This window comes from Bradyrhizobium nitroreducens, from assembly GCF_002776695.1.
In the GTDB taxonomy this organism is placed as follows: domain Bacteria; phylum Pseudomonadota; class Alphaproteobacteria; order Rhizobiales; family Xanthobacteraceae; genus Bradyrhizobium; species Bradyrhizobium nitroreducens.
Genome location: NZ_LFJC01000003.1, coordinates 7381506 through 7405872 on the forward strand (window position 1 = coordinate 7381506; position 24367 = coordinate 7405872).

Consider the following 24367-nt stretch of genomic DNA (forward strand, 5'->3'; position numbering starts at 1 on the left):
CGAAGTCAGCAAGGAACGAGCAAGCCATGTCCGACAACGACGACGTCCCGTTCAACCGCAATTTCCCGCTGAAGGCCGGCATCGTCGAGGAAGTCCGGCCCGGCGTGCGCCGCGTGCTCTGCAACAATCCGAGCCCGTTCACCTTCACCGGCACCGTCAGCTATATCGTCGGCACCGGCAATGTCGCGATCATCGATCCCGGTCCGGATGACGAGGCTCATGCGGCTGCGCTGCTCGATGCCGTGCGCGGCGAGACGGTGAGCCATATCTTCGTCACCCACACCCACCGCGACCATTCGCCGAACACCGCGCGGATCAAGCAGGCGACGGGCGCGCCGGTCTATGCCGAAGGCCCGCACCGGGCCTCGCGTCCGCGCTTCGAGAGCGAAAAGCACAATCCGGAATCCGGCTCCGATCGCGACTTTGCGCCAGACGTCAACCTCGCCCATGGCGACGTCGTCGAAGGCGACGGCTGGCGGCTCGAGGCCGTGGCGACGCCGGGGCACACCGCCAATCATCTCGCCTTTGCCTGGCCGGAGCGGAAGTTCAACTTCGTCGGCGACCACGTGATGGGCTGGTCCACCTCGATCGTGGCGCCGCCCGACGGCTCGATGATCGACTACATGGACTCGCTCGACCGGCTCGCCGCCCGCGAGGAAGATCTCTATTTCTCCGGCCACGGCCCCGAGATCCCCGAGGGCCAGCGTTTCGTGCGCTTCCTGATCCGTCACCGCAAGGCGCGCGAGGCCTCGATCCTGCACCGCCTCGCCAAGGGCGAGACCGACATCCCGACCATGGTCCGCGCGATCTATATCGGCATCGATCCGAGGCTGACGACGGCCGCCGGCTATTCCGTGCTGGCGCATCTGGAAGACCTGGTCGCCCGCGGCGTGGTGGCGACCGAGGGCGATCCCGTGATCGGCGGGACGTATCGGATGGCGGGTTAATTGCAGGCCGTCATTCCGGGGCGCGCGTAGCGCGAACTATGGTGCGCAATTGCGCACCTGAGAATCCATTCATCCGCAAGCGCTGTGGCACGATGGATCCCGGGTTCGCGCTACCGCGCGCCCCGGGATGACGCTCTATCGCGTCACTTCTTCACCGTCTTGGCCGGCGCTTTCGGCGGCGCCACCGGGGTCTTCTTCACCGGCTTCAGCGCATCGGCATCGGCGGCGGTGTTGAGATCGTCGATGAATTTCTTGACGCGTGCGGCGTTGCTGCCGAGATCGCGGTCGAAATTGCGCGAGGCCGAGCGGATATCGACGCGGGAATCATCGCCGTCCGCCACGAACCTCATCGAAATGTCCTCGCGAAACCCCATGATCGGCGTGCGCGCCACCGCCTCGATGCGGCCGATGCGGCGCGGCGGCTGCGGTGCGCGCTCGTCGATGACGATCCATTTGCGCTTGTTGACGAGCTGCAGCGCGATCGCATAGGCGCGGTCGACGGAGATCTCGAGCTCGACGGGCTCGACGTCGGGGTAGAAGTGGCGCTGCTGCTCCGCCGAATAGAGGCCGGCATAGACCGCGGGGTTGGCGCCCTCGCCGGTGCGCAGTCGCGCCAGCGCCTCGAAACGCGGCGGATCGATCGGATCGGTGGTGATGTCGTAGATCGCCGGCAGCTTGCGATATTGCAGGGCCAGATAGGCGGGATAGGCGAGGATCGCGCCGTCGATCAGGAAGGCGAGCAGGATGCGCGCCATGCCGCGCGAGCCGTTCTGCCAGATCGCGGCAAAGCCGGCGAGCCCGACCAGGATCGAGAGCCCTGATATCGCAAGGCCGCCGAAGAAGGTCGCAAGCCCCGGCTTCGGCTCCAGGAAATCGAAGCGGACGATGATGATCGACACCACCACCGCCACCACCGCGAACACGGCCAGATTGCGCGCCCAGCTCGCGAGGCTGGACACGGGCTCCGACTGATAGGGAGCGGAAAACCTGCGGGCCATCGGGTGAGCTCTGCCGGGGCTTCTGGAGAGGTGCCGGCCGACGCGGCGCGACGATGAGCCGTTGAGACCACGGCCCGGGGGCAAATTCAAGAGTCGTTCACCCTCCCCTGGAGGGGGAGGGTCGATCGCGCGAAGCGCGAGCGGGGTGGGGTGACAGTCTCTCCACCGAGGCGGTGCCCGTGCGGAGAGATCACCCCACCCCGTCTCGCAAATCTCGCTTTGCTCGATCGCGAGCCGACCCTCCCCCTTCAGGGGAGGGTGGTACCAACGCCTACGCCGCCGCGTTCGGGAAGCGGTAGTCCTTGAACTGGTCGCGCAGCGCCGTCTTGAGGATCTTGCCGGTCGCCGTGTGCGGGATGCCGTCGACGAAGGCGATGTCGTCGGGCATCCACCATTTGGCGATCTTGCCGTCCATGTAAGCCAGGATGTCCTCGCGCGTGGCCTGCTGGCCCTGCTTGAGCTGCACGATCAGAAGCGGCCGTTCGTCCCATTTGGGGTGGAACACGCCGATCACGGCGGCTTCCGCCACGGCGGGATGGCCGACCGCGAGGTTCTCGAGGTCGATCGAGGAGATCCATTCGCCGCCGGACTTGATCACGTCCTTGGAGCGGTCGGTGATCCGCATGTAGCCGTCCTCGTCGATGGTCGAGACGTCGCCGGTGTCGAAGAAGCCGTCCTCGTCGAGGATGTTGGTGTCGACGCGGTAATAGGCCTTGGCGACGGCGGGGCCGGAGACCTTGAGGCGGCCGAAGGTCTTGCCGTCCCAGGGCAGCTCCTTGCCGGCATCGTCGGTGATCTTCATCTCGACCGCGAAGGGGGCATAGCCCTGCATCTGAAGCACGTCGAGCCGTGCATCGCCGGTCGCATTCTGGAACGGCGGCTTCAGCGCCGCGACGCTGCCGATCGGGCTCATCTCGGTCATGCCCCAGGCGTGACGCACGTTCGAGCCCATGTCGAGGAACGCCTTGATCATGGAGCGCGGCATCGCCGAGCCGCCGCAGATCACCATCTTCAGGTCCGGCAGCCTGAGATTATTGGCGGTCATGTGCTGGAGCAGCATCAGCCACACCGTCGGCACGCCGGCCGTATGCGTCACCCTCTCGGTCGAGAGCAGCTCATAGACCGAGGCGCCGTCGAGCTTGGCGCCGGGCATGACCAGCTTGGTGCCCTGCGACGGGGCGGAGAAGGCGATGCCCCAGCTGTTGGCATGGAACAGCGGAACCACCGGCAGCATTGTCTCGGACGCGCTCGTGCCGAGCGCGTCGACATTGTTGGCCATCAGCGCGTGCAGCACGTTGGAGCGATGCGAATACAGCACACCTTTCGGGTCGCCCGTCGTGCCGGAGGTGTAGCACATCGCGGCTGCCGTGTTCTCGTCAAAGTCCTTCCATTTGAATTTGCCGTCGGCCTGCGCGATCCAGTCCTCGTAGGCGATCACGTTCTTCAGTGTGGTCTGCGGCATATGCGCCTTGTCGGTGAGCACGATGTAGCGCTCCACGCTCGGCAGCTTGTCGGCGATCTTTTCCAGGATCGGAACGAAGGTGAGGTCGGTCATCACGATGCGGTCCTGCGCATGGTTGATGATCCAGGCGATCTGCTCGGGGAAAAGGCGGGGATTGACGGTATGGCAGATGGCGCCGATCCCCATGATGCCGTACCACACCTCGAGATGGCGCCAGGTGTTCCAGGCGATCGTCGCGACACGGTCGCCGAGCTTGATGCCGTCGCGCTCCAGCATCTGCGAGACCTTGAGCGCCCGCTTGTGGATCTCGGCGTAGGTGGTGCGATGGATCGGTCCCTCGACCGAGCGTGTGACCACCTCCTGCTTGCCATGAATTTTGGCGGCGTGTTCGATGATCCGGTGGCAGAGCAGGGGCCAATCTTGCATCAAACCAAGCATTCCGACGTTCCTCCGAGAAAGTCGCTGGGCGCGTTGTCGCTCTCAGCGTTGGGCCAAAGATTGCCATGAGTTTTAGCCTGCCGGACTTTCGCCGCAAATGGTCTTGTCGCGGCTATATGTCCGCTGGCGCGGCAATGGTTACCGCTGCGCTCGGGCTATCGCTCCTGCTCGCCGAGAGGGCCGAGGCGCGGAAATATCCTGCGCCCCTCGACATCTTCGGTCTTGGTACACCACGGCCGCGCGCGGCCGCTCATACCGCCAGGATTCCGCTGCCGAGACCGCGGCCCGACGAGGCTCCCAAGGCGCCGGGCGAGGCTCCGCCCGAGGCGGAGGGAAAGTCGTCTCCCGACAAGCCTGGCGCCGACAAGCCTGCCGAGGCCGCCTCACCACCCCAGAAGCCGGTCTCAGCCTGCCGTCTGGCGCTGACCGAGGAGATCGCGATCGCGCCCTCCATTGCGGATATCCGCGGCCCCGGCGCCTGCGGCGGCGAGGATCTGGTCCGGCTGGAAGCCATCGTGCTGCCGGACAAGCGCAAGGTGACGGTCAAGCCGGCGGCGATCCTCCGCTGCACCATGGCCTCCGCGATCGCCGACTGGCTGCGCAAGGACATGGTGCCGCTGGCCACCAGCCTCGGCTCGACCATCGGCGAACTCGATAATTTTGACAGCTTCGAGTGCCGCGGCCGCAACCGCGTCGCCGGCGCGATGCTGTCCGAGCACGGCAAGGCCAACGCGCTTGACGTTCGCGGCATCAAGCTCGCCAACGGGCAGTCGATCGGCCTCACTGATCGCACCATGCCGCGCGAGGTGCGCGAGCGCGTGCTGCATTCGGTTTGCACGCGGTTTTCCACCGTGCTCGGCCCAGGCTCGGACTGGTACCATGAGGACCATATCCATCTCGACCTGGCGCAGCGGCGCAACGATTACCGAATCTGTCAGTGGAATGTCTGGGATCCGCTGCCGCAAATCGCCCCGCTATTGCCGGCGGAGCGTCCTGAGGAGGCGCCGCCGCGCGAGGTCGCGGCCAAGCCCGAGACCAAGCCTGGAGAAAAGGAAGGCGCTGACGACGAGGCGGAGAAGGCGCCCGCGCCCGCTGAGAAGCCGGCGGCCGAGGGCAGCAAGTCCCAGCCGCACAGGCCGGCAACAAAAAAGCGCCGGTGAAACCGGCGCTTTTGGATCTCAAGGCTCAGCAAGCGATCAGTAGCTGCCTGCCTGTCCGGTCTGGCTGCTGCCGAGCGCCAGCCGCGAATTGTAGGGCGAGTCGCCGTGCTTCGGCTCGAGCACGACCACGATCGTGCCGACCTTGACGCGATCATAGAGGTCGATCGCGTCCTCGTTGGTCAGGCGGATGCAGCCTGACGAGATCGAGGCGCCGATATATTCCGGCTGGTTGGTGCCGTGGATGCGGAACAACGTGTCCTTGCCGCCGGAATAGAGGTAGATCGCGCGAGAGCCCATCGGATTGTCCGGACCGGGTGCGACATAGGTCGGCACACCCAGGCGCGAAATTTCGCCGGGGGTGGGGTGCCAGGCCGGCCACTCGGTCTTGCTGCCCACCTTGGCGATGCCCGACCAGGCCATGGCCTCTTCGCCGACGGTGATGCCGTAACGGATCGCCTTGCCGCCATCCATGACGTAATAGAGATAGTGATTGTCCGAATCGACCACGATCGAGCCCGGCGCCTCTTTGCGGTGGTAGTCGACGATGGCGCGGCGGAACGGCTCCGCAACCGGGGTGTTCTCGTACCGGACCTTGGCGAGAAGTTCCTTGTCCTTCGGCTTGAAGGCCTTGGTGTCGGTCGCCTCGAAATGCGTGGCCTGCATGCAGCCCGACAGCATCAGGCCAGCGGCCAAAATCCCAAACTTAACTTTCAGCGACGACATGGTTTGGTTCCAATCAAAACAATACCGTGCGGAAGACTTGAGCTTAACGCCCAAGTTCCTCGACTCCGTTAATCCCATTATCGTTGAAATCTGCCACAATTCCAGCACTGAAGCCCTTTTCCCGCGCTGCGAGAGCCGAGCTGTGGCTTTTCTGCCGCAAATTTTGCGGTCCCGTGGAGATTTTTGGTCTACGGGAGCCGGACTGTCGATTCCATGCCACAGTTGAGCCATGGCGCTGCCACAAATGCGAATGCTTCCTTAATGCAGTTGTCATCGTGAACTGGCCAGAATCGCGCTAAGGGCTGTCATTCTGTCGCAGGTGCTGTCGGAGTCGTGCATGTTTTCGGTGTTTGTTCCCTCCGAGTCTGCCCTGAAGAAGGTCGTGATCGAGGATCTCTCGGCGTTGCCGGAAAACGCGGTCTGGATCGATCTCGTCAATCCCAGTGCGGCCGAGGACAAGGCGGTGGAGCGGCTCGCGGGCATCGCCATCCCGACCCGGGAAGACATGCAGGAGATCGAGATCTCCAGCCGGCTCTATATCGAGAACGGCGCGCGCTACATGACGGCGACGCTGATGTGCCACTCCGATACCGACATGCCCCGGACCACGGCGGTGACCTTCATCCTCGGCGACCACCGCTTGGTGACGGTGCGCTACGACCTGCCGAAGCCCTTCGCCCTGGTCGAGGCCAAGCTCGCCCGCTCATGCACGCCGTCCATCACCGGCGAGTCGGTGCTGATGGAGCTCTTGGACGCCGTGATCGACCGCTGCGCCGACATCCTGGAGCGCTGCGGCGCCGAGATCGACCAGGTCAGCCACGACATTTTCGAGCCCGAGAGCGAGCGCCACGGTCACGCCAAGCGGTATTCCCAGATCCTGATCTCGATCGGCCGCAAGGGCGACCTGACCTCCAAGGTTCGCGAGAGCCTGGTCTCGATCGGCCGCGTCGTCGCCTTCCTCTCGGCGGTGGTGGAGGGGGTGAAATGGTCGAAGGACATGCGCGAGCAGCTCAAGACCATGCAGCGCGACGTCTCTTCGCTGACCGACCACGCCTCCTATCTCTCGAGCAAGATCACCTTCGTGCTCGACGCCATGCTCGGCGTCGTCAATCTCGAGCAGAACAACATCATCAAGCTGTTCTCGGTCATGGCCGTCGTCCTGATGCCGCCGACGCTGATCGCCTCGATCTACGGCATGAACTTCAAGGTCATGCCGGAACTCGAATGGGTGCACGGCTATCCGATGGCGCTGGTGATGATGCTGATCGCCGCCATCGTCCCTTACTGGATCTTCAAGTTCAAGAAGTGGCTGTAATACTACCGAGACCTTACGCCGTTCGCAGAGACACGGTGGTTGGTGTCGCAGAATAGAGCGGGATTGCGGCCGCGCGGTGATGGGTGCTCAGTGCCCCAATTCCTCCGGTAAAATTTGAGCGGTGGGCTGAACGTTTGCGCGAAACTTGTCTGCGATAAGCAGTGCGTAGCCGCGAGGAACAACCATGGTTGAAAAACACATAACGTCGCCCCGCAACGTCATCGACCTCGCGAACTATCGTCAGGTCCTGGCGAGCGGCAAGGCGTCGTCGATGTCGGTGCGCATGTGCCGGCACTGTGGTGCTCCGCTGCTCGACGGTGAGAACGACGACGACTGCTCGACCGCATTCAGCACGGCCGCTCCGCGGCCGCGCGACAGGTCGCGTCGGATTCGAATCGATTGAGGAACGGAAAGGCGAGGGCGATCCAGGTCTTGCGGCGGCGTCGTCTGGATCGCCTTGCTTGCTTTCTTTTCAGGACCATTGGCTATGACGTTCGATCGGCGGCTGCGCTAAAGGCCATCTGGGCCCCACCCCATCGCGCGCCAAAACGGGTGCCTGTGTCGCCCTCTGTCAATCCTCTCCGCCAAAAATATTCCACTTTACCGAAATTCGGTTTCGGCGTATGTGTCGGCCATCCCGGCTCACCAAGAGGGGCGACTTGTGGTCGTCATGTTCGCGAGCCGGGGTTGCGGTGGACGCGGCAGCGTCGGCACGAGAGGTGCGGGCAGGGCGGGTAGTCCCTGTGAGCCCGAGGCCGCGTGCGGACGACGGCGCTGTCAGGCTTCGTCTCGCTCGTAAGTTTCCGGCTCTGTCGACGGAGCCGGGAATACTGCGGCGACATGGCGGGCCGTGCGTACGGCAAAACCGTGTGGTCCTGGCCGTCGTTGCCACGGTCAAGTCTTGCGAAGGTGCGAGCGAGCCCAACCGGGCAGACTGCATCATCCAAATTCGCGGGGCGAGGGAGGCCAAAAGGAATGGTCGGCTCCCGGGAGATCACGGCATAAGCCGTCCAGCCACTGCGCAGGGAAGGCCGAGTGATCGGCGACACCTGTATGCTGCTGTGCGGTTCTTCCTGCGTGCATCATTCGCGCAGCGGACCGCGGGTGCCAGCCGGCACCCGGCCTTCCCTGCGCCCTCTTGGATTTGGAGGGTGGAGCGACGAAGCAAAGCTCGGGCGAAAGCGCCGCGAGAACGAGAAGACGTGTCTGCGAGCTGAGCTGCGTGCCAGCAATGACGACAGAGCGCACCGCTCCGTCCTCGTCTTATCCCACGCTCTTCCGCTGACTCAGATATCGAAGCGCCAGCTTGACGAAATTGTGCACCACCATCGACGTCTCATCCTCTCTGAAGACCAGAAACACGTCGGCCGTCGGCGGCGAGGGCCGGATCGGACGGAAGACGATGTCGGCGGTGGTGAAGCGCGCAATCGACTGCGGCACGAGCGCCACGCCGAAACCCGCGGCAATCAGGCTCGGGATCGACTGGGCGTCGACCACCTGCTGGGACACTTTTGGCAGGAAGCCGGCATCGACGCAGCAAGTCTGGACGTAGCGTGCGAAATCGGAGCTATCGGGATCCAGCACGACGTGCTCCTCGGATGCGAGGTCACCGAGGGCGACGCGCTTGCGGCGCGCCAGCCGGTGGGTGCGGGGCATGGCGACAACGACCTCTTCCCGCCACGCAAGCTTGCTGACCAAGTCGCGCTCGGCGGGATCGCCGCGAATGAGACAGATGTTGGTCGTGCGGCCAAGAAGCGCCGCGATCTGCAGCGCCGGCGCCTGCTCGTGCACCGTCATCTTCACCAGCGGAGCGACCTGCCGGTAAGCCGCGAGCAGCTCGGCGAGACGGCCGCGCAGGATGGAGCCGGTCGCTCCGACATCCAGCGTTCCGATCAGGCCGGCCCCGATCGACCGAGCCTCGTCCTCCGCGGCCTTGACCTGGTGCAGGATCGTGCGTCCTCGCAGCAGCATGGCCTCGCCCGCCTGCGTCAGCTCGACCTTGCGGCTAGTCCGGTAGAGCAGCTGGGTCCCGAGCTCCGCCTCGAGGGCCTGGATGTGCTGGCTGAGCGGCGGCTGCGAAAGGTTCAGCCGCCGGGCGGCGAGGGTGAAGCTGCGCTCTTCGGCAACGGCAATGAAGTAACGGAGCTGGCGGAGATCCATAGTGAAAGCCTATCAATCGTGTCATTCTATATATTGGACTTGATGTCGCACCTGGTCAACGAATGACCGATGGAGCCTTCCAGCGCCCGGCCGCGACGAACGGCTCCGTACGCGACGACCTCACGTCGAGCGCCAACGACAAGAATGGCAAAAGGCTGCAGCCGACCAAGCCAGACGAAAGCCCAGCGAGCGAGGAAAGCCATGTCCAGTTTCGTCATGCCGAAAATCTTCAAGTCACTCTTCTTCCAGGTCGTCGTTGCCCTCGCCGTCGGCATCGCGTTCGGCGTCGGCTATCCGGACACCGCCGTGCAGATGAAGCCGCTCGGTGACGGCTTCATCAAGCTGATCAAGATGCTGGTGCCCGTGATCGTATTCTGCGTCGTCGTGCAGGGCATTTCGGCGGCCGGCGACCTCTCGAAGGTTGGCAGGGTCGGCATCCGATCGCTGCTCTATTTCGAGATCGTCACCACCATCGCCCTGGTGTTCGGCATCGCGCTTGCCTATTACTTCCAGCCCGGCGCCGGAATGAACATCGACCCGAAGACGCTGGATGCCAAGGTGCTCAGCGGCTTCAGCCAGACGGCCGCCCAGGTTGCCGGCGGCGGCGTCTCCGAATTCCTGATGAAACTCATCCCCTCGACGCTGGTCGGCGCCTTCAGCTCGGGCGACGTCCTGCAGGTCCTGATCGTCTCGATCATGTTTGGCTGTGCCGTCTCGCTGTGCGGCGAGCGTGCAAGGCCGGTCATCGAATTCGTCGAGCGCGTGAACGAGATCATCTTCAAGATGATGAACTTCGTGGTCCGGCTCGCGCCCATCGGCGTGTTCGGTGCGATCGCCTTCACCGTCGGGAAATACGGCATCGGTTCGCTCAAGCAGCTCGGCGGCCTCGTTGCCCTGTTCTATCTGGCCGTGGTGCTGTTCGTGGTGATCATTCTCGGGACGATCATGCGGATCTCCGGCTTCAGCCTGTTCAAGCTGCTGGCGTACTTGCGCGAAGAGCTGATGATCGTGCTCGGAACGGCGGCGGGTGACAGCGTGCTGCCGCAGACCATGCGAAAGCTCGAGCTGCTCGGGATCAAGCGATCGACCGTGGGCCTCGTGATCCCGACCGGGTACTCGTTCAATCTGGATGCGTTCTCCATCTATTTGACCCTGGCGGCCGTCTTCATTGCGCAGGCGACGAATACGCCGCTCGCAACGGGCGACCTCCTGGCGATCCTCGGCGTCGCGCTGCTGACCTCCAAAGGTGCTCATGGCGTTCCGGGCTCGGCCATCGTCGTCCTCGCGGCGACGCTGGCTGCCATTCCGGCCATCCCGGCGATCGGACTGGTGCTGATCCTGTCGGTGGACTGGTTCATCGGTATCGCTCGCGCGCTCGGCAATTATGTCGGAAACTGCGTCGCGGCGGTCGTCGTCGCCTCCTGGGAGGGGGACCTTGATCACGCCAGGGCGCGGCGTATTCTGAACGGTGAGATCGATCCGTCAGTCGAAAGTCTGCGGGCCGATCCCGTCGATGCCGATGCGCCCGTGGCGGGTCTGCAGACGCTCTGAACGCAGAAAGACCTTGAGTTTGGCAATGGGGACACTCTCGATCGAGCCGTTGACGAAAGAGGCGTTCGCGCCGTTCGGGGATGTCGTCGAAACCAGGGGGATGACGCCCCTGTCGATCAACCAGGGCTACGCCGAGCGGTTCAATGGGCTCGCCAATATCGACGTCGCCTCGGAAGGCGGGCAGGTCAATATCAGCTGGTTCGTCGCCTCGGTGCGGCCGGCGCCGATCGCGATTCGCCTGATGGAACGCCATCCGCTGGGAAGCCAGATGTTCATGCCCTTGAACGGCGCAGATTGGCTGGTCGTCGTCTGCGCGGACCCGCTCGTGTTCTCGAGCTATCGGGCGTTCGCGGCAAAGGGCCACCAGGGCGTGAACTATGCCCGCAATTGCTGGCACCATCCGCTGCTGGTCCTCAAGGACGCCAGTTCGTTCCTCGTCGTCGACCGCAAGGGAGACGGCGACAATCTCGAAGAATATTGGCTGAGCGAGGAGATGCAGCTCGATCTCAGCTCGGTCGCATCGCGCGGATAACCTTCACGAGGCCTGATGATGTCGTCGCAAACCTATCACGTACCGCAGGGTGGACTTCCGCCGCAGACGGATCTGCTGAGCGGCCGCGCGGTCTTCACCAACGCCTACGCCGTCATCCCCAGCGGCGTTCAAAGCGATATCGTCACCAGCTACCTGCCGCACTGGGATGGCACGCGCGTCTGGGTCCTGGCGCGACCGCTCTCCGGCTTCGCCGAGACGTTCTCCCATTACCTCATGGAGATCGCGCCGGCCGGGGGAAGTGACAGTCCCGAGCCGGACCGGGACGCCCAAGGAGCACTGTTCGTGGTGGGCGGCAAGCTCGTTCTCAAGCTGGCAGATGGAGAGCGTGAGCTGAGGCCCGGCAGTTTCGCCTATGTGCCGCCCGGCTGCGCCTGGAGCCTTCATAATCGCGGCTCGGGCCCTGCGCAGGTTCACTGGATCCGCAAACTGTACCAGCGCGTGCCGGGGTTGGCCGAGCCCGAGGTGATCGTGACCAACGCGGACTCGGTCGAGCCCGTATCGATGCCGGGCACGGAGGGGAGATGGGCGACCACGCGTTTCATCGACCCCGCCGACATGCGCCATGACATGCATGTCAACATCGTGACGTTCGAGCCGGGCGCGACGATCCCCTTTATGGAGACGCACGTCATGGAGCACGGGCTCTACGTGCTCGAAGGCAAGGCGGTCTACCGTCTCAACCGCGACTGGGTGGAGGTCGAGGCCGGAGACTATATGTGGCTGCGCGCCTTCTGCCCGCAGGCGTGCTACGCGGGAGGTCCCGGCCGGTTTCGCTACCTTCTCTACAAGGACGTCAACCGGCACATGAATCTGCGGCAGGGCGCTCCGCTGATCTAGAGTGCCGAGACCGCGGCCGACAAGCCGCCTGAGGCCGCTCGAAAAACGGACGATCTAGGCCGGTCTTTCGATATGAGCGCGAATGGCGTTTCTGTCGACGTCGATCCAGCCGTGCTCGCGGGCCTTGGCCAGCATGTCATCATAGCCCAGACGCCAGCTGGCATGATCAGGTCGGCCCTGCAGCGAGGGGACCAGGTCAATCGAGACGAGCGCATCGCGATCGCCGAGCAGCGTGATTCCCTTCCATGCCTGGGGATCGAGTGGTGTCTGTGCATGCATCACCAGCTTGAACCTGCGAAAGTCGGATGGTTCGGAAAGCCGGACGACACCTCCGTCGAAGCATTCGATGATCATGGTGTCGCTCCTGTTGCGATCCCCGTCGACAAAGACGGTATTGCCGGATCCCGCCCGGCAAATCCAGCTAGCCGCGCGGCAGCGCGTGCAGAGCACCCTGAAAATTGACGAGCGGATCGCCGTGACCGCCCCGCGTCGCCACGATCCTGCCGATGAAGAGACCATGCGTGCCGACCGTCTGATGATGATGCAGGACGCATTCCAGGGCGCCGATCGCCCGCTCGAGGAGCGGAACGTCGAGCGTGCCTTGCTGCCATTGCGCCGTTGCGAAGCGCTCGACGCCCTTGACGCTGCCGGCAAAACGCAACGCCAGATCCTCCTGCCCAGCGCCGAGGAGGCTGACCCCGAAGCGGCCGTTGGCGAGGATGGCGCCATGGGTCTCGGAGCTGGAATTGACGCCGACGAGCAGGCTCGGCGGGTCCAGGCACAGCGAGGTGACGGAGCTGACCGTCAGCCCGCGCCGTGTCGCGTCCGTCCCCGTCGCCACGATGGCGACGCCGCTCGCGAGGTTGCGCATGGCCAGGCGGAACTCCGCGGCTTCGACCGAGCGGACATCGGGCATTTGAGGCATCTGACATCCCATGACGGACCTCCGAACCGCGCTTCTCGCCGGTTGCGCCTACGCCGAGACCGCCTCGCCCGCGACCTTGCCGCGGCCCGATGTCAGTTCCTTGCGGATCGCGGGAATGATCCTGCTGCCCCACAGCTCGATCTGGCGCAGCATCGTGCGCTGATCGAAATCGCCGAGCTGGGTCTGCAGCGCGATGTGCGTCGGCCTGAGGATGCTGATCTCCTCCAGCATGCGGTCGATCACCTGGTTGACGCTGCCGACGGGCAGATTGCTTCGCATCGTCTCCAGGCTCATGTCGTTCGGTCCCGCTTCCTCCTTGATCAGGTAGCCGTCATCGCTCTGGGCGCGGCGGAACTTCAGGCTTTCGGACAGCCGGCGCTGGAAGCGGGCATTGTCCAGATAGGATTGGATCTCGCTGTCATTGTCGCTGGCATAGGCGCAGCGCAGGAAGCCGAAGCGGGTGCCGTCGATGGAGCGGCCTTCCTGGGCCGCAATTCCTTCGAGGCGCTCGCGCAGGGCCTTGATGGCGTCGAGGCCATTCAGCAGCGCGGTGACGAACAGATTGTGGTTGTCGCGAATGGCGCGGCCGAGCGTCTCGCCGTGGCCGGAGGTGACCCAGATCGGCGGCATCGGCGTCTGCACGGTGCGCACCGCGATCGCGGTCGGCGGCATCCTCAGGTGTTCGCCGGAATAGGAGAAGATGCGCTCCTTCATGCCGGCGTGGAGCACGTCGTAGAATTCGGCGAACAGCGCATGCGAATGGTCGAGGTCGACGCCGAAGCGGTCGAACTCGAACTTCTGATAGCCGGAGCCGATGCCGAGATCGAGGCGCCCGTTCGAGACCGTGTCGGCAAAACCGATCTCGCCGAGCAGGCGCGCCGGATGATACAGCGGCAGTACGCAGACCGCCGAGCCGAGCCGGATGCGCTTGGTCAGGCCGGCGCAGTGAGCGACCATCATCAGCGGCGAGGGGCACAGGCTGTAATTGTTGAAATGGTGCTCGGCGTACCAGGCGGTATCGAAACCGGCCTGCTCGGCGGCGACCGTCTGCTCGACGGCGTTGTTGATGACCTGCTGCGAGCTCTGATGATAGCCGCGCTGCTGCGCCAGAATGAATACGCCGAATTCCATCGGTTGCGTCCTCCCACCATATCGCGGTCGCTGTTGCGATCCGCAGCGGTCGCTGTTGCGACGCGTTCTCATAACGATATGGGCTTGAGCATTTTCGAACAATTGGCGTAATCTGAGCATGTCTTTTGCAAAATCTGAAAAGATCGATGAATCGCCTCCAGGCCATGGAATTGTTCGTCAGCTCCGTCCGCGAGGGCAGTTTTTCGGCAGCCGGGCGCCGCGTCGGCCTCTCGCCGGCCTCGGTGTCGCGCTACATCGGCGAGCTCGAGGCGCAGCTCGGCGTTCAACTCCTGAACCGCAGCACGCGTCATCTCGGCCTGACCGATGCCGGCAAGATCTTCTTTCAGCGCACCGAGCAGGTGCTGCACGGCATCGAGGATGCCGAAGCCGCCGCGCTCGCGCTGCAGACGGCGCCGCGCGGAACGCTGCGCGTGCACTCGCGGACGCTGTTCGGCATCAAGGTGCTCACGCCGCTGATCCCCGGCTTCCAGAAGCTCTATCCGGAGCTGAAGGTTGAGCTGCGCCTGTCGGAGCGACGGCCTCAGCTGCGCGAAGACGAGTTCGACATCGACTTCCAGATCCAGGCGCCGACGGACCCCGGCCTCATGCAGCGAAGACTGCTGAGGAGCGAGCGGATTCTGGTGGCGTCACCGGACTACGTGAGCCGGATGCCGAAGCTGCGCGAGCCGGAGGACATCACGCGCCACAATTGCCTGACCTACTGGATGGGTCCGGAAGACGTGGTCTGGAAGTTCATGCGCCGGAACCGGCTGCGCGAGATCGTCGTGCCCTCGTCCTTTGGCAGTAACAACGGTGTGGTGCTGTCCGATCTCGCCATCGCAGGGCACGGCATCGCTCTGCTCGACGACTACACCGTGGCAGATGAGTTGAAGAACAGGCGCCTCGTCCGCTTGCTGCCGGGCTTCCGGGTGACGAATTCAACCTTCGACGAAGGGATCTATGCGGCGTTCCTCCAGAGCAGCTATTTGCCGGAGAAGATCAGGGTCTTCGTGGACTACATGGCGGAACACGTGCCGAAGCAGGTCAAGAGATCCGCGCAATAGATGCAAGTCAGTCCGGCGCGAACCGTAGTGCCGGCAGCCCGCGAACGCCGAGGCCTTCGACGGCGAACAAGCCGCCGGCATCGGGATGATCATCGCCGAGTGCGTGGCTGCGCGAGATCGAGGTCACGTGGAGAACGTCGAGATCGGGGCCGCCGAAGCTTACGCTGGTGGGGTGACGGATCGGCATGTCGATGGTCCGCACCATCGTCCCGTCAGGCGCAAATCGCGCGATCTTGCCGATGCGCACGAGCACCGACCAGAGATGGCCGTCAGAGTCGATCGTGGCACCGTCGCAGCCTGACCCCAGCGCATCGGTCTCGACGAAGACGCGCTTGTTCTCGAGGGGGCCCTCCGGACCGTAGTCATAGGCCCAGATGATCCGTCTTGCGCTGTCAGCGAGGTAGAAGGTGCGGCCGTCCGGGCTGAAGCACGGCCCGTTGCTTACGGCGAGGTCGGTCTCCAGCAATTCCAGCGCATCCGAGGCGTCCAGCCGATAGAGACCGCCCAGCGGTGTTTCGTCCGGAGCGCGGTCGCCGTGCATCGTGCCTGCGAGGAAACGGCCGTGAGGATCGGCCTTGCCGTCGTTCAGCCGCACATTCGGATGGTCGAGCCCGATCGACGGGCCCTCCGTCAGGAGGCGCCGATCGAAATCGTAATGCGCAAATCCGTTGCGCAGCGCCAGGACGACGCCGCCGTCGCTCCGCAGTGCCAGGGAGCCGATCGGTGCGGGGACGCTGAACTGCTCGACCACGCCGGTGAGGGGATCCAGCCTATGGATCGTTCCGGCGAGTGCGTCGATCCAGACAAGGCGATGCCGGCGCTCGTCCCACACCGGGCTCTCGCCGAGCCGATCCCTGGTCGCGCCGATGCGCCTGATTCGGATCTCGCTCATGGTTCCTCGCGTTGCAATCGCCGGGCTTGACCGATCGGTCGGTGAAAACCTAGTTTCATTCCAAAGATCCTCGGGCCGACCAATGGATTGCGGAGTTCATGACCGAACTGTCAACGATGAAGGATGGCGTTGCGAACCAGGCCGAGGCCTCGGACCGCGTGCTGCAGATCCTGGCCGAGGCCGGGCGGCTGTTCGCCAGCAAAGGTTTCGAGGGCACCTCGATGCGCGACATCGCGCTCGCCTGCGGCATCTCCAAATCGCTGCTCTATCATCACTTCTCCAACAAGGACGAGATCTACGCGCGCGTCGCGGTCGGCTCCACGCTCGAGCTCTATCTGTTCGTGCGTGACCGCATTCCAGACGGGCCACCCTCGCAGAAGATCCGCGCGTTCATGGTTGCTACGGCGGAGTATTTCCGCCGCTACCGCTGGGCCTGGATCGCATCCACCACCGCCTTCTGGAATGATCCCGACCGAAGCCGGCACAAGGAACGGCTGACGCGCCGCGACCGCTTCGAGAACTTCCTGCGCGGCCTGATCCAGGAGGCGATCGACGCCGGCGAGATCCGCAAGGTCGATGTCCCCATGACCGGGCGGCTCATCCTGTCCTCGCTCAACTGGATGCATCGCTGGTACAATCCCAACAAATCCGCGACCCCCGAGCAGATCGCGGAGATCTTCTTCGACATGATCTTCAACGGCCTGCGAAGCGGCGAGCTTGTCGCGCTGCCGTCGGCGGAGCCGTCCAGGACAGGCCGGCGCAAGTCGCGCTGACCGGCGGTCGGCGGCCGCACCTCACTCCAGGACGATGTTCTGCGCCTTGATCACCGGCCCCCACAGCGCCGCATCCTTGCTCAACTGGGCATCGAGCCGTTCCGGCGCACCGGTATCGACCATCAGTCCGTCGGTCTCGAGCTGCTTGGCGATCTCCGGCTTCTGCATCGCGGCATTCGCGGCCGCGTTCAGCCGTGCGATGACGTCGCTCGGCGTGCCTGCGGGGGCGTGAAGCGCGGTCCAGAACGATGCCGTGAGGTTGGGATAGCCGGATTCGGCCAGCGTCGGGATGTCGGGGAAGCTCGCCATGCGTCTTTCCGCGGAGAGGGCGAGGATGCGAAGCTGACCGCTGCGCGCATGCTCGATCACGGCGGCGGGCGTTGCGAAATTGAGGTCGCATTCTCCCGACAGCGTCTCCATGATGGAGGCGGGATTGTTGCGATAGGCGACCTCGGTGACCGCAAACCCCATCGACTTGCCCATCATGATTCCGAACAGATGGGTGACGCTGCCCGGACCGAGCGTGGCGTAGAACAGCGGCTTGTCGCGTCCCTTGGCGTAGGTGACGAAGCTCTTGACGTCGGTGGCCGGCGTGCGCGCGTTCACGGTGAGCGACAGCGGCCCGTTGCAGAGCATGGCGACGGAGGCGAAGTCCTCCAGCTTGTAGGGCAGGCTCTTGCGCAGCAGCACATTCAGCGAGATCGGGCCGGTGCCGCCGGCGAGCAGCACCGATCCGTCCTTCGGCGCGCGCGCCACATATTGCGATCCGACGATGCCGTTGGCTCCGGGCTTGTTGTCGACCAGCACCGGCTGGTCCAGGGTTTCCGCCATGGCCTTGGCGATCGAGCGCATCAGGCTGTCGATCGAGCCGCCGGGCGCATAGGGCACGATGATGAAGATCTGCGATGCGCGCGCTCTGACGATCGCGGGCGCACCGAGCGGGGCGGCGAGGGCACCGGCGATCAGAGCTGTCGCCTGGCGTCGGCTGATCCTGGGCATGGGAGTCCTCCTCAAGGTCGTTCTTGCTTGCGTCGAATGTAGATACCGACCGATCGGTCAGTCAATGGGATGTTGGCAGGATATTGCAAGTCATCGTGCTTGGTGTTATCAGCACAGAAAGCTGACCGATCGGTCAGGAATAGCGATACGACAACAAGCAAGACAAGCAGAAGCCCAGGAGGAAGCCCATGTCAGGAGATATCGTCACCCTCGAAGTGTCCGACAACATCGCGCTGGTGACGCTGAACCGGCCTCCGGTGAACGCGCTCGATCGCGCCATGCGCGACCGCATCGTCGCCGTGTTCGACGAGATTTCCGAGCGCACCGACGTCAGGGTCGCGATCCTGACCGGCGCGGGGAAGGTGTTCTGCAGCGGCGCGGATCTGAAGGACCGGCCGGACCCGACCAAGATCGGCGCGTTCCACAGCCACAACCGCATCACGCGTGAGACCGGCAATTGCATTCGCGAATGTTCGAAGCCGGTCATCGCCGCGATCAACGGCGTCGCGCTCGGCGCCGGCGTCGGCCTGATGGCCTCCTGCGACATCTTCTACGCCAGCGAGGAAGCCGTGTTCGGCATGCCCGAGATCAATGTCGGACTCGCCGGTGGTGCGGCGATGCTGAACACGCTGTTCGGCCGCTCCCTGATGCGCCGCATGTTCTTCACCGGCTACCGCGTGCCGGCCGCCGAGCTCTACCGTCTCGGCATCATCGAGGCCTGCACCACCAGGGAGAACCTGATCCCCGAAGCGATGAAGCTGGCGCGCGAGATCGCCTCGAAGAGCCCGATCGCGATGGAGTACGCCAAGAACGCGGCGAACATGGTCGAGCTGATGCCGCCGCGCGATGCCTACCGGTTCGAGCAGAACATCACCATGGCGCTGTCCAAGACGGAGGACGCCAAGGAGGCGCGGATGGCGTTCCTGGAGAAGCGCGCGCCGGTGTTCAAGGGTCGCTGAGATGCGGCCGGGAGAGGGTCTCGACGCGCTGATGTCGCCGCGCTCGATCGCGATCATCGGCGCTTCGCAGGAGGCGACCAAGATCGGCGGCCGGCCGGTCGATCTGTTGCGCCGCCACGGCTATGCGGGCCGGATCTATCCGGTCAATCCCAAGGCCGCGATGGTGCAGGGGCTGCAGGCCTATGGCTCCGTCGCCGAGGTGCCGGAGGCGCCGGACCTTGCCATCATCGCGGTCGACGCGGAGCGCGCGGGCGAGGCCGTGGAGCAATGCGCCGCCCGTGGCGTTCGCAGCGTCGTCGTGTTCTCCTCGGGCTTTGCCGAGCTCGGCGAGCAGGGGCGCACCATGCAGGAGCGGCTGCGCGTTGCCGCGCGGAGCAGCGGCATGCGCCTGCTGGGGCCGAACTGCCTCGGCGCGGTCAGCGTCGCCGAGAAGAGCATTGCGACGTTCTCGATCGTGCTCGAGCATGGCATGCCGGCCGCCGGCTCGCTCGGCATCGTCTCGCAGAGCGGCAATCTCGGCAGCTACACCATGCGCCTTGCCAGCGAGCGCGGCGTCGGTGTCAGCCGTTTCATCACCACTGGCAACGAGTGTGACATCGACATCGCCGACGGCATCGCCTGGATGGCGCGTGATCCCGCCACCAAGGTGATCCTGTGCTGTCTCGAAGCCTGCCGTGACGCCGGCCGCCTGATCTCCGCGCTGGAGGAGGCGCGCGACGCAGGCAAGCCCGTCATCGCCATGAAGATCGGGACGTCCGCGGCCGGCCAGGCTGCCGCAGCCTCGCACACCGGAGCCATGGCGGGATCGGATGCCGTCTTCGACGCGCTGTTTGCCCGTTGCGGCGCGGTGCGTGTGCGCAGCATCGACGAGCTGATCGATCTCGGTCACGCCGCATCGATCCTGCTGCCGGACCGGTTGCCCAAGGGGCCGGGCATCGCCATCCTCACCGCGTCGGGCGGCTTCGGCGTGCTGCTCGCGGACGCCGCGCAATCGGTCGGGCTGACGTTGCCCGAGCTCGGTGAGGAGACGCAGCGGAAAATTCTGGAGCTGGTGCCGTTTGCCTCGGCCCGTAACCCGGTCGACGCCACCGCGCAGATGTCGAGCCGCCCGGATCTGCTGGAGAAGATCATGACCGCCGTCGTGGCGGACGAGCGGGTCGACACGGTGATCCTGCCGCTGCCGTTCTCGCTGCATCTGCCGCGCCTGCGCTCGATCTACATGGAAACGCTGCGCAACATGCGCGCGCAGTTTCCCGCGCGTCCCATCGTCCTGTGCGTTGATGGCCCTGATGATGCGCTGACCGAGCTGCACGCGCTGGGCTTTCCGACGATCGCAAGCTTCGATGGTTGCTGCGCGACCGTTGCCGCGCTGGTGCGGTTACAGGCCGCGGCGCAGCGTCCACAGGACAAGCCCGAGGCCGTCGTGCGAGCGGCGCCACTCGCAGCCGACGCCTTCCGTCATGAACTCGGCGCCAAGCGCGCGCTTGCTGACGCAGGGGTGCCAGTGCTCCCCGAGCGCCTCGTGCACGATGCGGACGCCGCCATACGTGCCGCCGGCGAGATCGGCTATCCCGTGGTGCTGAAGATCGCTTCGCCAGATCTGCCGCACAAGACGGAGGTCGGCGGCGTGGTCGTCGGCGTCGGCTCGGAAGCGGAGGTGCGTCGGGCCTATGCCCAGATGCGCGATCGTGTCGCCACCAGGGCGCCGCACGCGACAATCGACGGCGTGATCGTCGCGCCGATGGCCAAGGGCGTTGCCGAGCTGATCCTCGGCAGCCGCATCGATCCGGTGTTCGGACCGGTGGTGATGGTCGGCCTCGGCGGCATCTTCGCGGAGATCCTTCAGGACTCCGCCGTGCAGATGGCGCCGGTCAGCGAGACGCAGGCGATGGCGATGCTGAGATCGCTGAAGGCCTTCGCGGTGCTCGACGGTGCGCGGGGGCGGCCGCGCGCCGACCTCGAGGCCGCGGCGCGTGCCGTCGCCGCATTGTCGCGCTTTGCCGCTGCCCATGCCGAGACCATTGCGGAGATCGACGTCAACCCGCTGCTGCTCCGCGCCAGCGGCGAGGGAGCCGTGGCGCTCGACGCACTGCTGATCCCGCGCGGTGGGCCGCCGGTTAGAGGTCATTGAACGCAATCACGAGAGGCCGCAGAAGCGGCCCAGAGCAAGCGCGAAGAAGCAGGAGGATAACATGATGAGATTTGCGATGGCGGCGGTCGGCATGATGGCCCTGCTGCTGACGTATACGCCCTCGCGGGCGCAGGGCATCTCGGGCGACGTGATCAAGATCGGGATCATGAACGACCAGAATGGTCCCTATGCCGATAATTGCGGCCTCGGCTCGGTCGCGGCCGCCAAGCTCGCGATCGCCGATTTCGGAGGAACGGTTGGCGGCAAGAAGATCGAGCTCGTGATCGCCGACGACCAGAACAAGCCCGATGTCGGCGTCGCCATCGCGATGCGCTGGGTCGACAATGAAGGGGTCGATGCCATCGTCGGCTGCTCGGCCTCGTCGATCGCGCTGGCCGTGCAGGACATCATGAAGAACCGCAAGAAGCCCTACATGCTGGCCGGCACGGCAGGCTCGTTCTTCACCAACGACAAATGCTCGCCGATGACCACGCAATGGGTGGTCGACACCTATGCCCAGCCGAAGGCCACGGTGAAAGCGCTGCTCGCGCAGGGCGTCGACAGCTGGTTCTTCCTGACGGTCGACTACGCCTTCGGCAAGGCCTGGCAGGCGGATGCGACGAAGTTCATCGAGGCCGGCGGCGGCAAAGTGGTGGGCTCGGTGCTGCATCCGCTGAATGCGTCGGATCTCTCCTCGTTCCTGCTGACGGCGCAGGCCAGCGGCGCCAAGGCGATCGCGCTCGCCAATTCGGGCGCGGACTTCGCCAATGCGATCAAGCAGGCGCAGGAGTTCGGGCTGACCAAGTCGCAACTGCTCGTCCCGCTCGGCCTCATGATCAGCCAGACCCACGGGATCGGCCTCAAGGATCTGCAGAACGTGCGGCTGACGACGCCGTTCTACTGGGACATGACGCCGGAGAGCCGCGCCTTCGCCAAACGTTATGCCGAGGCGACCAATGGTCAGCTGCTCAACGAGGGCAAGTCGGCCACCTACAGCGCCATCACGCATTACCTGAAGGCGGTGGCCGCGGCCGGTTCCGACGACGGTGATGCCGTGATGCGGCAGATGAAGAATACGCCGATCAACGATTTCGAGATGAAGAACGTCAGCATCCGGGCCGATGGCCAGGTCATGCGCCCGCTCTACGTCGCGCGGATCAAGACGCCGGCGGAATCCAAGTACACCTACGACTATTACGAGATCACCGGCACGATCGCGCCCGATGATGCGTGGCGGCCGGCCTCGGAGAGCGCCTGCGATCTTCTCAAGTCGCAGTGACGCGTGGACGAACCCGGCAGGACATGGCGGCGCATATGGCGATAGCGGGAAGCAGGCGATGAGTGTAGTTGAAGCGGTATCGGCGCAATCCACCGCAAGCGAGAACCTGACCGGCGGGGCCTATCGCGATGCGATGCATCGCTGGCTTCACGCCAATCTGCCCGCCGGCTTCCGCAGTGACAGCGCCGCCTTCGCGCCGCCCACGCTCCAGCAGTCCATTGCCTGGGAGGCGGCGATGTACCGCGCCGGTCTCACCGGCATCATCTGGCCGCAGGCCTATGGCGGGCACGGCCGCTCCTTGCGCGAACATCTCATCGCCAATCAGGAGATCGGCCGGCTTGCGATGCCGGAGAGCGTCAACTCGATCGGCAAGGAGCTCGCCGGTCCGATCATTCTGGCCGTCGGCACGGAGGAGCAGAAGCGGCGCTTCCTGCCGGCGATCCTCGAGATGCGCAACATCTGGTGTCAGGGCTTTTCCGAGCCCGAAGCCGGCTCCGATCTCGCCGGGCTCCGCACCCGCGCCACACGTGGCGATGGCGGTTGGCGGATCAACGGCCAAAAAATCTGGACCAGCGGCGCCTACCGGTCGCAACGCTGTCTCGTGCTCGCCCGCACCGGGACGCTGGAGGATCGCCATCGCGGCCTTGCGATGTTCGCGGTGCCGCTCGACGCCAAGGGCGTGCGCGTGCGCACCATCAAATCGATCGACGGCCGCGAGAGCTTCTGCGAGGTATTCTTCGACGAGGTCGAGGTCGCGCAGCAAGATGCGATCGGCGCGCCCGACGAGGGCTGGGCCGCGGCCATCCGCGTGCTGGAGATCGAGCGGGCGACCAACCGTATGTATCGCGCCTGGCGGTTCGAGAACGAGCTGCGCCATCTGATCTCGGCCTGCAAGGCGGACCCGGCGCTGTCGGCGATGGTCGCGGACCGGCACTACGCGGTCAGGCTCGGCGAGGTTGCGGTCGAGATCGAGGTGCTGAAGGCGCATGTCGAGACCGCGGTCGAGGCGCTGGTCAACGGCGACAAGATCGGCGCACGCGGCAGTCTCGCAAAACTCCATTGGAGCGAGTCGCACCAGCGCTTTGCGGCACTTGCCCTCGAGCTGCTCTCGCAAGCGTCGCTACCGCAGAACCCGGCGATCAAGGTGGCGCGGCGGCGCTTCGAAGCCATCTATCTCCAGGCCCGGGCCGAGACGATCTATGCCGGCACGACCGAGATTCAGCTCGGCATCATCGCCGACCGTATTCTCCAGCTGTCGCGAGGCAAGTGATGGTGTCCGACGGCCAGAGCCCTCCAGCGGGCTTGCTCGGGAATCGCCTCGTCGTCGTGACGGGCGCCGGACAGGGCATCGGCCGTGCCATCGCCCTGGGCGTTGCCGCTGCCGGGGCGAAGGTCGTCGTGACCGATCTGCGGCAGGACCGGGCAGACGCCGCAGCGCGCGAGATCAGGGAGGCAGGCAAGGAGGCAATCGCCTGTTCGCTCGACGTGACTGATGCCGCGGCGTGCAGGCAGATGGCGACGCGGGTGGACGAGGAGATCGGTCCCGCCGACGTCGTCGTCAACAATGCGGGGATCATCATCCGTGAGCCGATCGACAGCCCGCGCGCGCACGAGAACTGGCGCCAGGTCTTCGACGTCAACGTCAATGGCACCTTCAACGTGGTTCACGCCTTCATTCCGGCGCTGCGCAAGATGCGCGGATGCATCATCAACGTTGCCTCCGTCGCGGCCTTTGGCGGCATGAACGGTGCGCTCGGCTATTCGCCGTCCAAGGGGGCGGTAAGGCTGTTCACGCAGGCACTCGCCAGAGATCTCGCGCCTGATGGCATCCGGGTCAACGCCGTCGCGCCCGGCATCATCGCGACCGAGATGAGCGAGACCACGCGCGACAATCCGGCGCGGCTCAACGGCCTGATGGCGCGCACGCCGATGAAGCGGGTGGGACAGCCGGACGAGATCGCGGGGCCGGTGGTCTTTCTGGCGTCTGCGATGGCGTCCTATGTCAACGGCGCCATCCTGCCGGTCGACGGCGGATATCTCGCCTAGTGAACGATTGAAGGGTTTGGAAGA

Annotated in this window: 23 protein-coding genes; 14 read left to right on the forward strand and 9 right to left on the reverse strand. The window is 64.9% G+C overall.

Annotated elements, in window-relative coordinates:
- The first annotated feature begins 26 nt into the window (after nucleotides 1–26).
- The gene (locus TSA1_RS34920) at nucleotides 27–947 is read left to right on the forward strand and encodes an MBL fold metallo-hydrolase (RefSeq protein ID WP_100180276.1); all 921 of its coding nucleotides are present in this window, start codon (nucleotides 27–29) and stop codon (nucleotides 945–947) included.
- Nucleotides 948–1090: 143 nt separating this feature from the next.
- On the opposite strand, the gene TSA1_RS34925 is transcribed toward TSA1_RS34920, so the two are convergent.
- Complete coding sequence (locus TSA1_RS34925; RefSeq protein WP_100180277.1) at nucleotides 1091–1945, reverse strand: DUF1499 domain-containing protein; 855 nt, start codon at nucleotides 1943–1945, stop codon at nucleotides 1091–1093.
- A gap of 271 nt (nucleotides 1946–2216) precedes the next feature.
- Nucleotides 2217–3845, reverse strand: coding sequence for a fatty-acid--CoA ligase (locus TSA1_RS34930; protein WP_100180278.1), 1629 nt, complete (start codon nucleotides 3843–3845; stop codon nucleotides 2217–2219).
- Nucleotides 3846–3910: 65 nt separating this feature from the next.
- Between TSA1_RS34930 and TSA1_RS34935 the strand changes: the two genes are divergently transcribed.
- The gene (locus tag TSA1_RS34935) at nucleotides 3911–5005 is read left to right on the forward strand and encodes an extensin family protein (RefSeq protein WP_100180279.1); all 1095 of its coding nucleotides are present in this window, start codon (nucleotides 3911–3913) and stop codon (nucleotides 5003–5005) included.
- A 36-nt stretch (nucleotides 5006–5041) separates the two neighbouring features.
- Here the strand turns inward: TSA1_RS34935 and TSA1_RS34940 are convergent, their stop codons facing one another.
- Nucleotides 5042–5728, reverse strand: a complete 687-nt coding sequence (locus TSA1_RS34940; RefSeq protein ID WP_100180280.1) for a L,D-transpeptidase — start codon at nucleotides 5726–5728, stop codon at nucleotides 5042–5044.
- A gap of 337 nt (nucleotides 5729–6065) precedes the next feature.
- Here TSA1_RS34940 and TSA1_RS34945 point away from each other — a divergent pair, with 337 nt between their 5' ends.
- Nucleotides 6066–7043, forward strand: a complete 978-nt coding sequence (locus TSA1_RS34945; protein WP_100180281.1) for a magnesium transporter CorA family protein — start codon at nucleotides 6066–6068, stop codon at nucleotides 7041–7043.
- 184 nt (nucleotides 7044–7227) lie between these two features.
- Entirely contained in the window at nucleotides 7228–7446 is a 219-nt protein-coding gene (locus tag TSA1_RS34950) for a hypothetical protein (protein WP_100180282.1), read from the forward strand.
- 860 nt (nucleotides 7447–8306) lie between these two features.
- Here TSA1_RS34950 and TSA1_RS34960 read toward each other — a convergent pair.
- Nucleotides 8307–9203: a LysR substrate-binding domain-containing protein gene (locus TSA1_RS34960; protein WP_100180283.1), complete on the reverse strand. Its 897-nt coding sequence runs from the start codon at nucleotides 9201–9203 to the stop codon at nucleotides 8307–8309.
- A gap of 216 nt (nucleotides 9204–9419) precedes the next feature.
- Here TSA1_RS34960 and dctA point away from each other — a divergent pair, with 216 nt between their 5' ends.
- From dctA to TSA1_RS34980, 3 genes are read left to right on the forward strand one after another with little or no spacing between them, the layout of a single operon-like run.
- Nucleotides 9420–10754: a C4-dicarboxylate transporter DctA gene (gene dctA, locus TSA1_RS34970; RefSeq protein ID WP_100180285.1), complete on the forward strand. Its 1335-nt coding sequence runs from the start codon at nucleotides 9420–9422 to the stop codon at nucleotides 10752–10754.
- Nucleotides 10755–10779: 25 nt separating this feature from the next.
- Nucleotides 10780–11286: an ureidoglycolate lyase gene (locus tag TSA1_RS34975; RefSeq protein WP_100180286.1), complete on the forward strand. Its 507-nt coding sequence runs from the start codon at nucleotides 10780–10782 to the stop codon at nucleotides 11284–11286.
- An 18-nt stretch (nucleotides 11287–11304) separates the two neighbouring features.
- Nucleotides 11305–12144, forward strand: a complete 840-nt coding sequence (locus tag TSA1_RS34980; protein ID WP_100181510.1) for a bifunctional allantoicase/(S)-ureidoglycine aminohydrolase — start codon at nucleotides 11305–11307, stop codon at nucleotides 12142–12144.
- 54 nt (nucleotides 12145–12198) lie between these two features.
- Here the strand turns inward: TSA1_RS34980 and TSA1_RS34985 are convergent, their stop codons facing one another.
- The 3 genes from TSA1_RS34985 to TSA1_RS34995 form a co-directional block, all read right to left on the reverse strand.
- Nucleotides 12199–12498, reverse strand: coding sequence for a hypothetical protein (locus TSA1_RS34985; protein WP_100180287.1), 300 nt, complete (start codon nucleotides 12496–12498; stop codon nucleotides 12199–12201).
- 67 nt (nucleotides 12499–12565) lie between these two features.
- Nucleotides 12566–13069 (reverse strand): flavin reductase family protein, encoded by a 504-nt coding sequence (locus TSA1_RS34990; protein ID WP_245448492.1) that lies wholly within the window; start codon nucleotides 13067–13069, stop codon nucleotides 12566–12568.
- A gap of 48 nt (nucleotides 13070–13117) precedes the next feature.
- Complete coding sequence (locus TSA1_RS34995) at nucleotides 13118–14200, reverse strand: LLM class flavin-dependent oxidoreductase (RefSeq protein ID WP_100180289.1); 1083 nt, start codon at nucleotides 14198–14200, stop codon at nucleotides 13118–13120.
- Between the two features lie 146 nt (nucleotides 14201–14346).
- Between TSA1_RS34995 and TSA1_RS35000 the strand changes: the two genes are divergently transcribed.
- Nucleotides 14347–15264, forward strand: a complete 918-nt coding sequence (locus TSA1_RS35000; protein WP_100180290.1) for a LysR family transcriptional regulator — start codon at nucleotides 14347–14349, stop codon at nucleotides 15262–15264.
- Between the two features lie 7 nt (nucleotides 15265–15271).
- Here TSA1_RS35000 and TSA1_RS35005 read toward each other — a convergent pair whose 3' ends face one another.
- The gene (locus tag TSA1_RS35005; protein ID WP_100180291.1) at nucleotides 15272–16156 is read right to left on the reverse strand and encodes an SMP-30/gluconolactonase/LRE family protein; all 885 of its coding nucleotides are present in this window, start codon (nucleotides 16154–16156) and stop codon (nucleotides 15272–15274) included.
- 98 nt (nucleotides 16157–16254) lie between these two features.
- On the opposite strand from TSA1_RS35005, the gene TSA1_RS35010 reads away from it, so the two are divergent.
- Nucleotides 16255–16929, forward strand: coding sequence for a TetR/AcrR family transcriptional regulator (locus TSA1_RS35010; protein WP_100180292.1), 675 nt, complete (start codon nucleotides 16255–16257; stop codon nucleotides 16927–16929).
- 21 nt (nucleotides 16930–16950) lie between these two features.
- Here the strand turns inward: TSA1_RS35010 and TSA1_RS35015 are convergent, their stop codons facing one another.
- Complete coding sequence (locus tag TSA1_RS35015) at nucleotides 16951–17928, reverse strand: tripartite tricarboxylate transporter substrate binding protein (RefSeq protein WP_174719211.1); 978 nt, start codon at nucleotides 17926–17928, stop codon at nucleotides 16951–16953.
- Nucleotides 17929–18116: 188 nt separating this feature from the next.
- On the opposite strand from TSA1_RS35015, the gene TSA1_RS35020 reads away from it, so the two are divergent.
- From TSA1_RS35020 to TSA1_RS35040, 5 genes are all read left to right on the forward strand, one after another.
- Nucleotides 18117–18887 carry an enoyl-CoA hydratase/isomerase family protein gene (locus tag TSA1_RS35020; RefSeq protein WP_100180294.1) on the forward strand — a complete coding sequence of 257 codons (771 nt, stop codon included), beginning with the start codon at nucleotides 18117–18119 and terminating at the stop codon, nucleotides 18885–18887.
- Nucleotide 18888: 1 nt separating this feature from the next.
- Entirely contained in the window at nucleotides 18889–21018 is a 2130-nt protein-coding gene (locus TSA1_RS35025) for an acetate--CoA ligase family protein (RefSeq protein ID WP_100180295.1), read from the forward strand.
- A gap of 61 nt (nucleotides 21019–21079) precedes the next feature.
- Nucleotides 21080–22297 (forward strand): ABC transporter substrate-binding protein, encoded by a 1218-nt coding sequence (locus TSA1_RS35030; RefSeq protein ID WP_100181511.1) that lies wholly within the window; start codon nucleotides 21080–21082, stop codon nucleotides 22295–22297.
- A gap of 58 nt (nucleotides 22298–22355) precedes the next feature.
- Nucleotides 22356–23567 (forward strand): acyl-CoA dehydrogenase, encoded by a 1212-nt coding sequence (locus TSA1_RS35035; protein ID WP_100180296.1) that lies wholly within the window; start codon nucleotides 22356–22358, stop codon nucleotides 23565–23567.
- A complete protein-coding gene (locus TSA1_RS35040; RefSeq protein ID WP_174719212.1) occupies nucleotides 23567–24343 on the forward strand; it encodes an SDR family NAD(P)-dependent oxidoreductase in 777 nt (258 codons plus the stop codon). Before TSA1_RS35035 ends, TSA1_RS35040 begins: the two co-directional genes overlap by 1 nt.
- The last annotated feature ends 24 nt before the right edge of the window (nucleotides 24344–24367 follow it).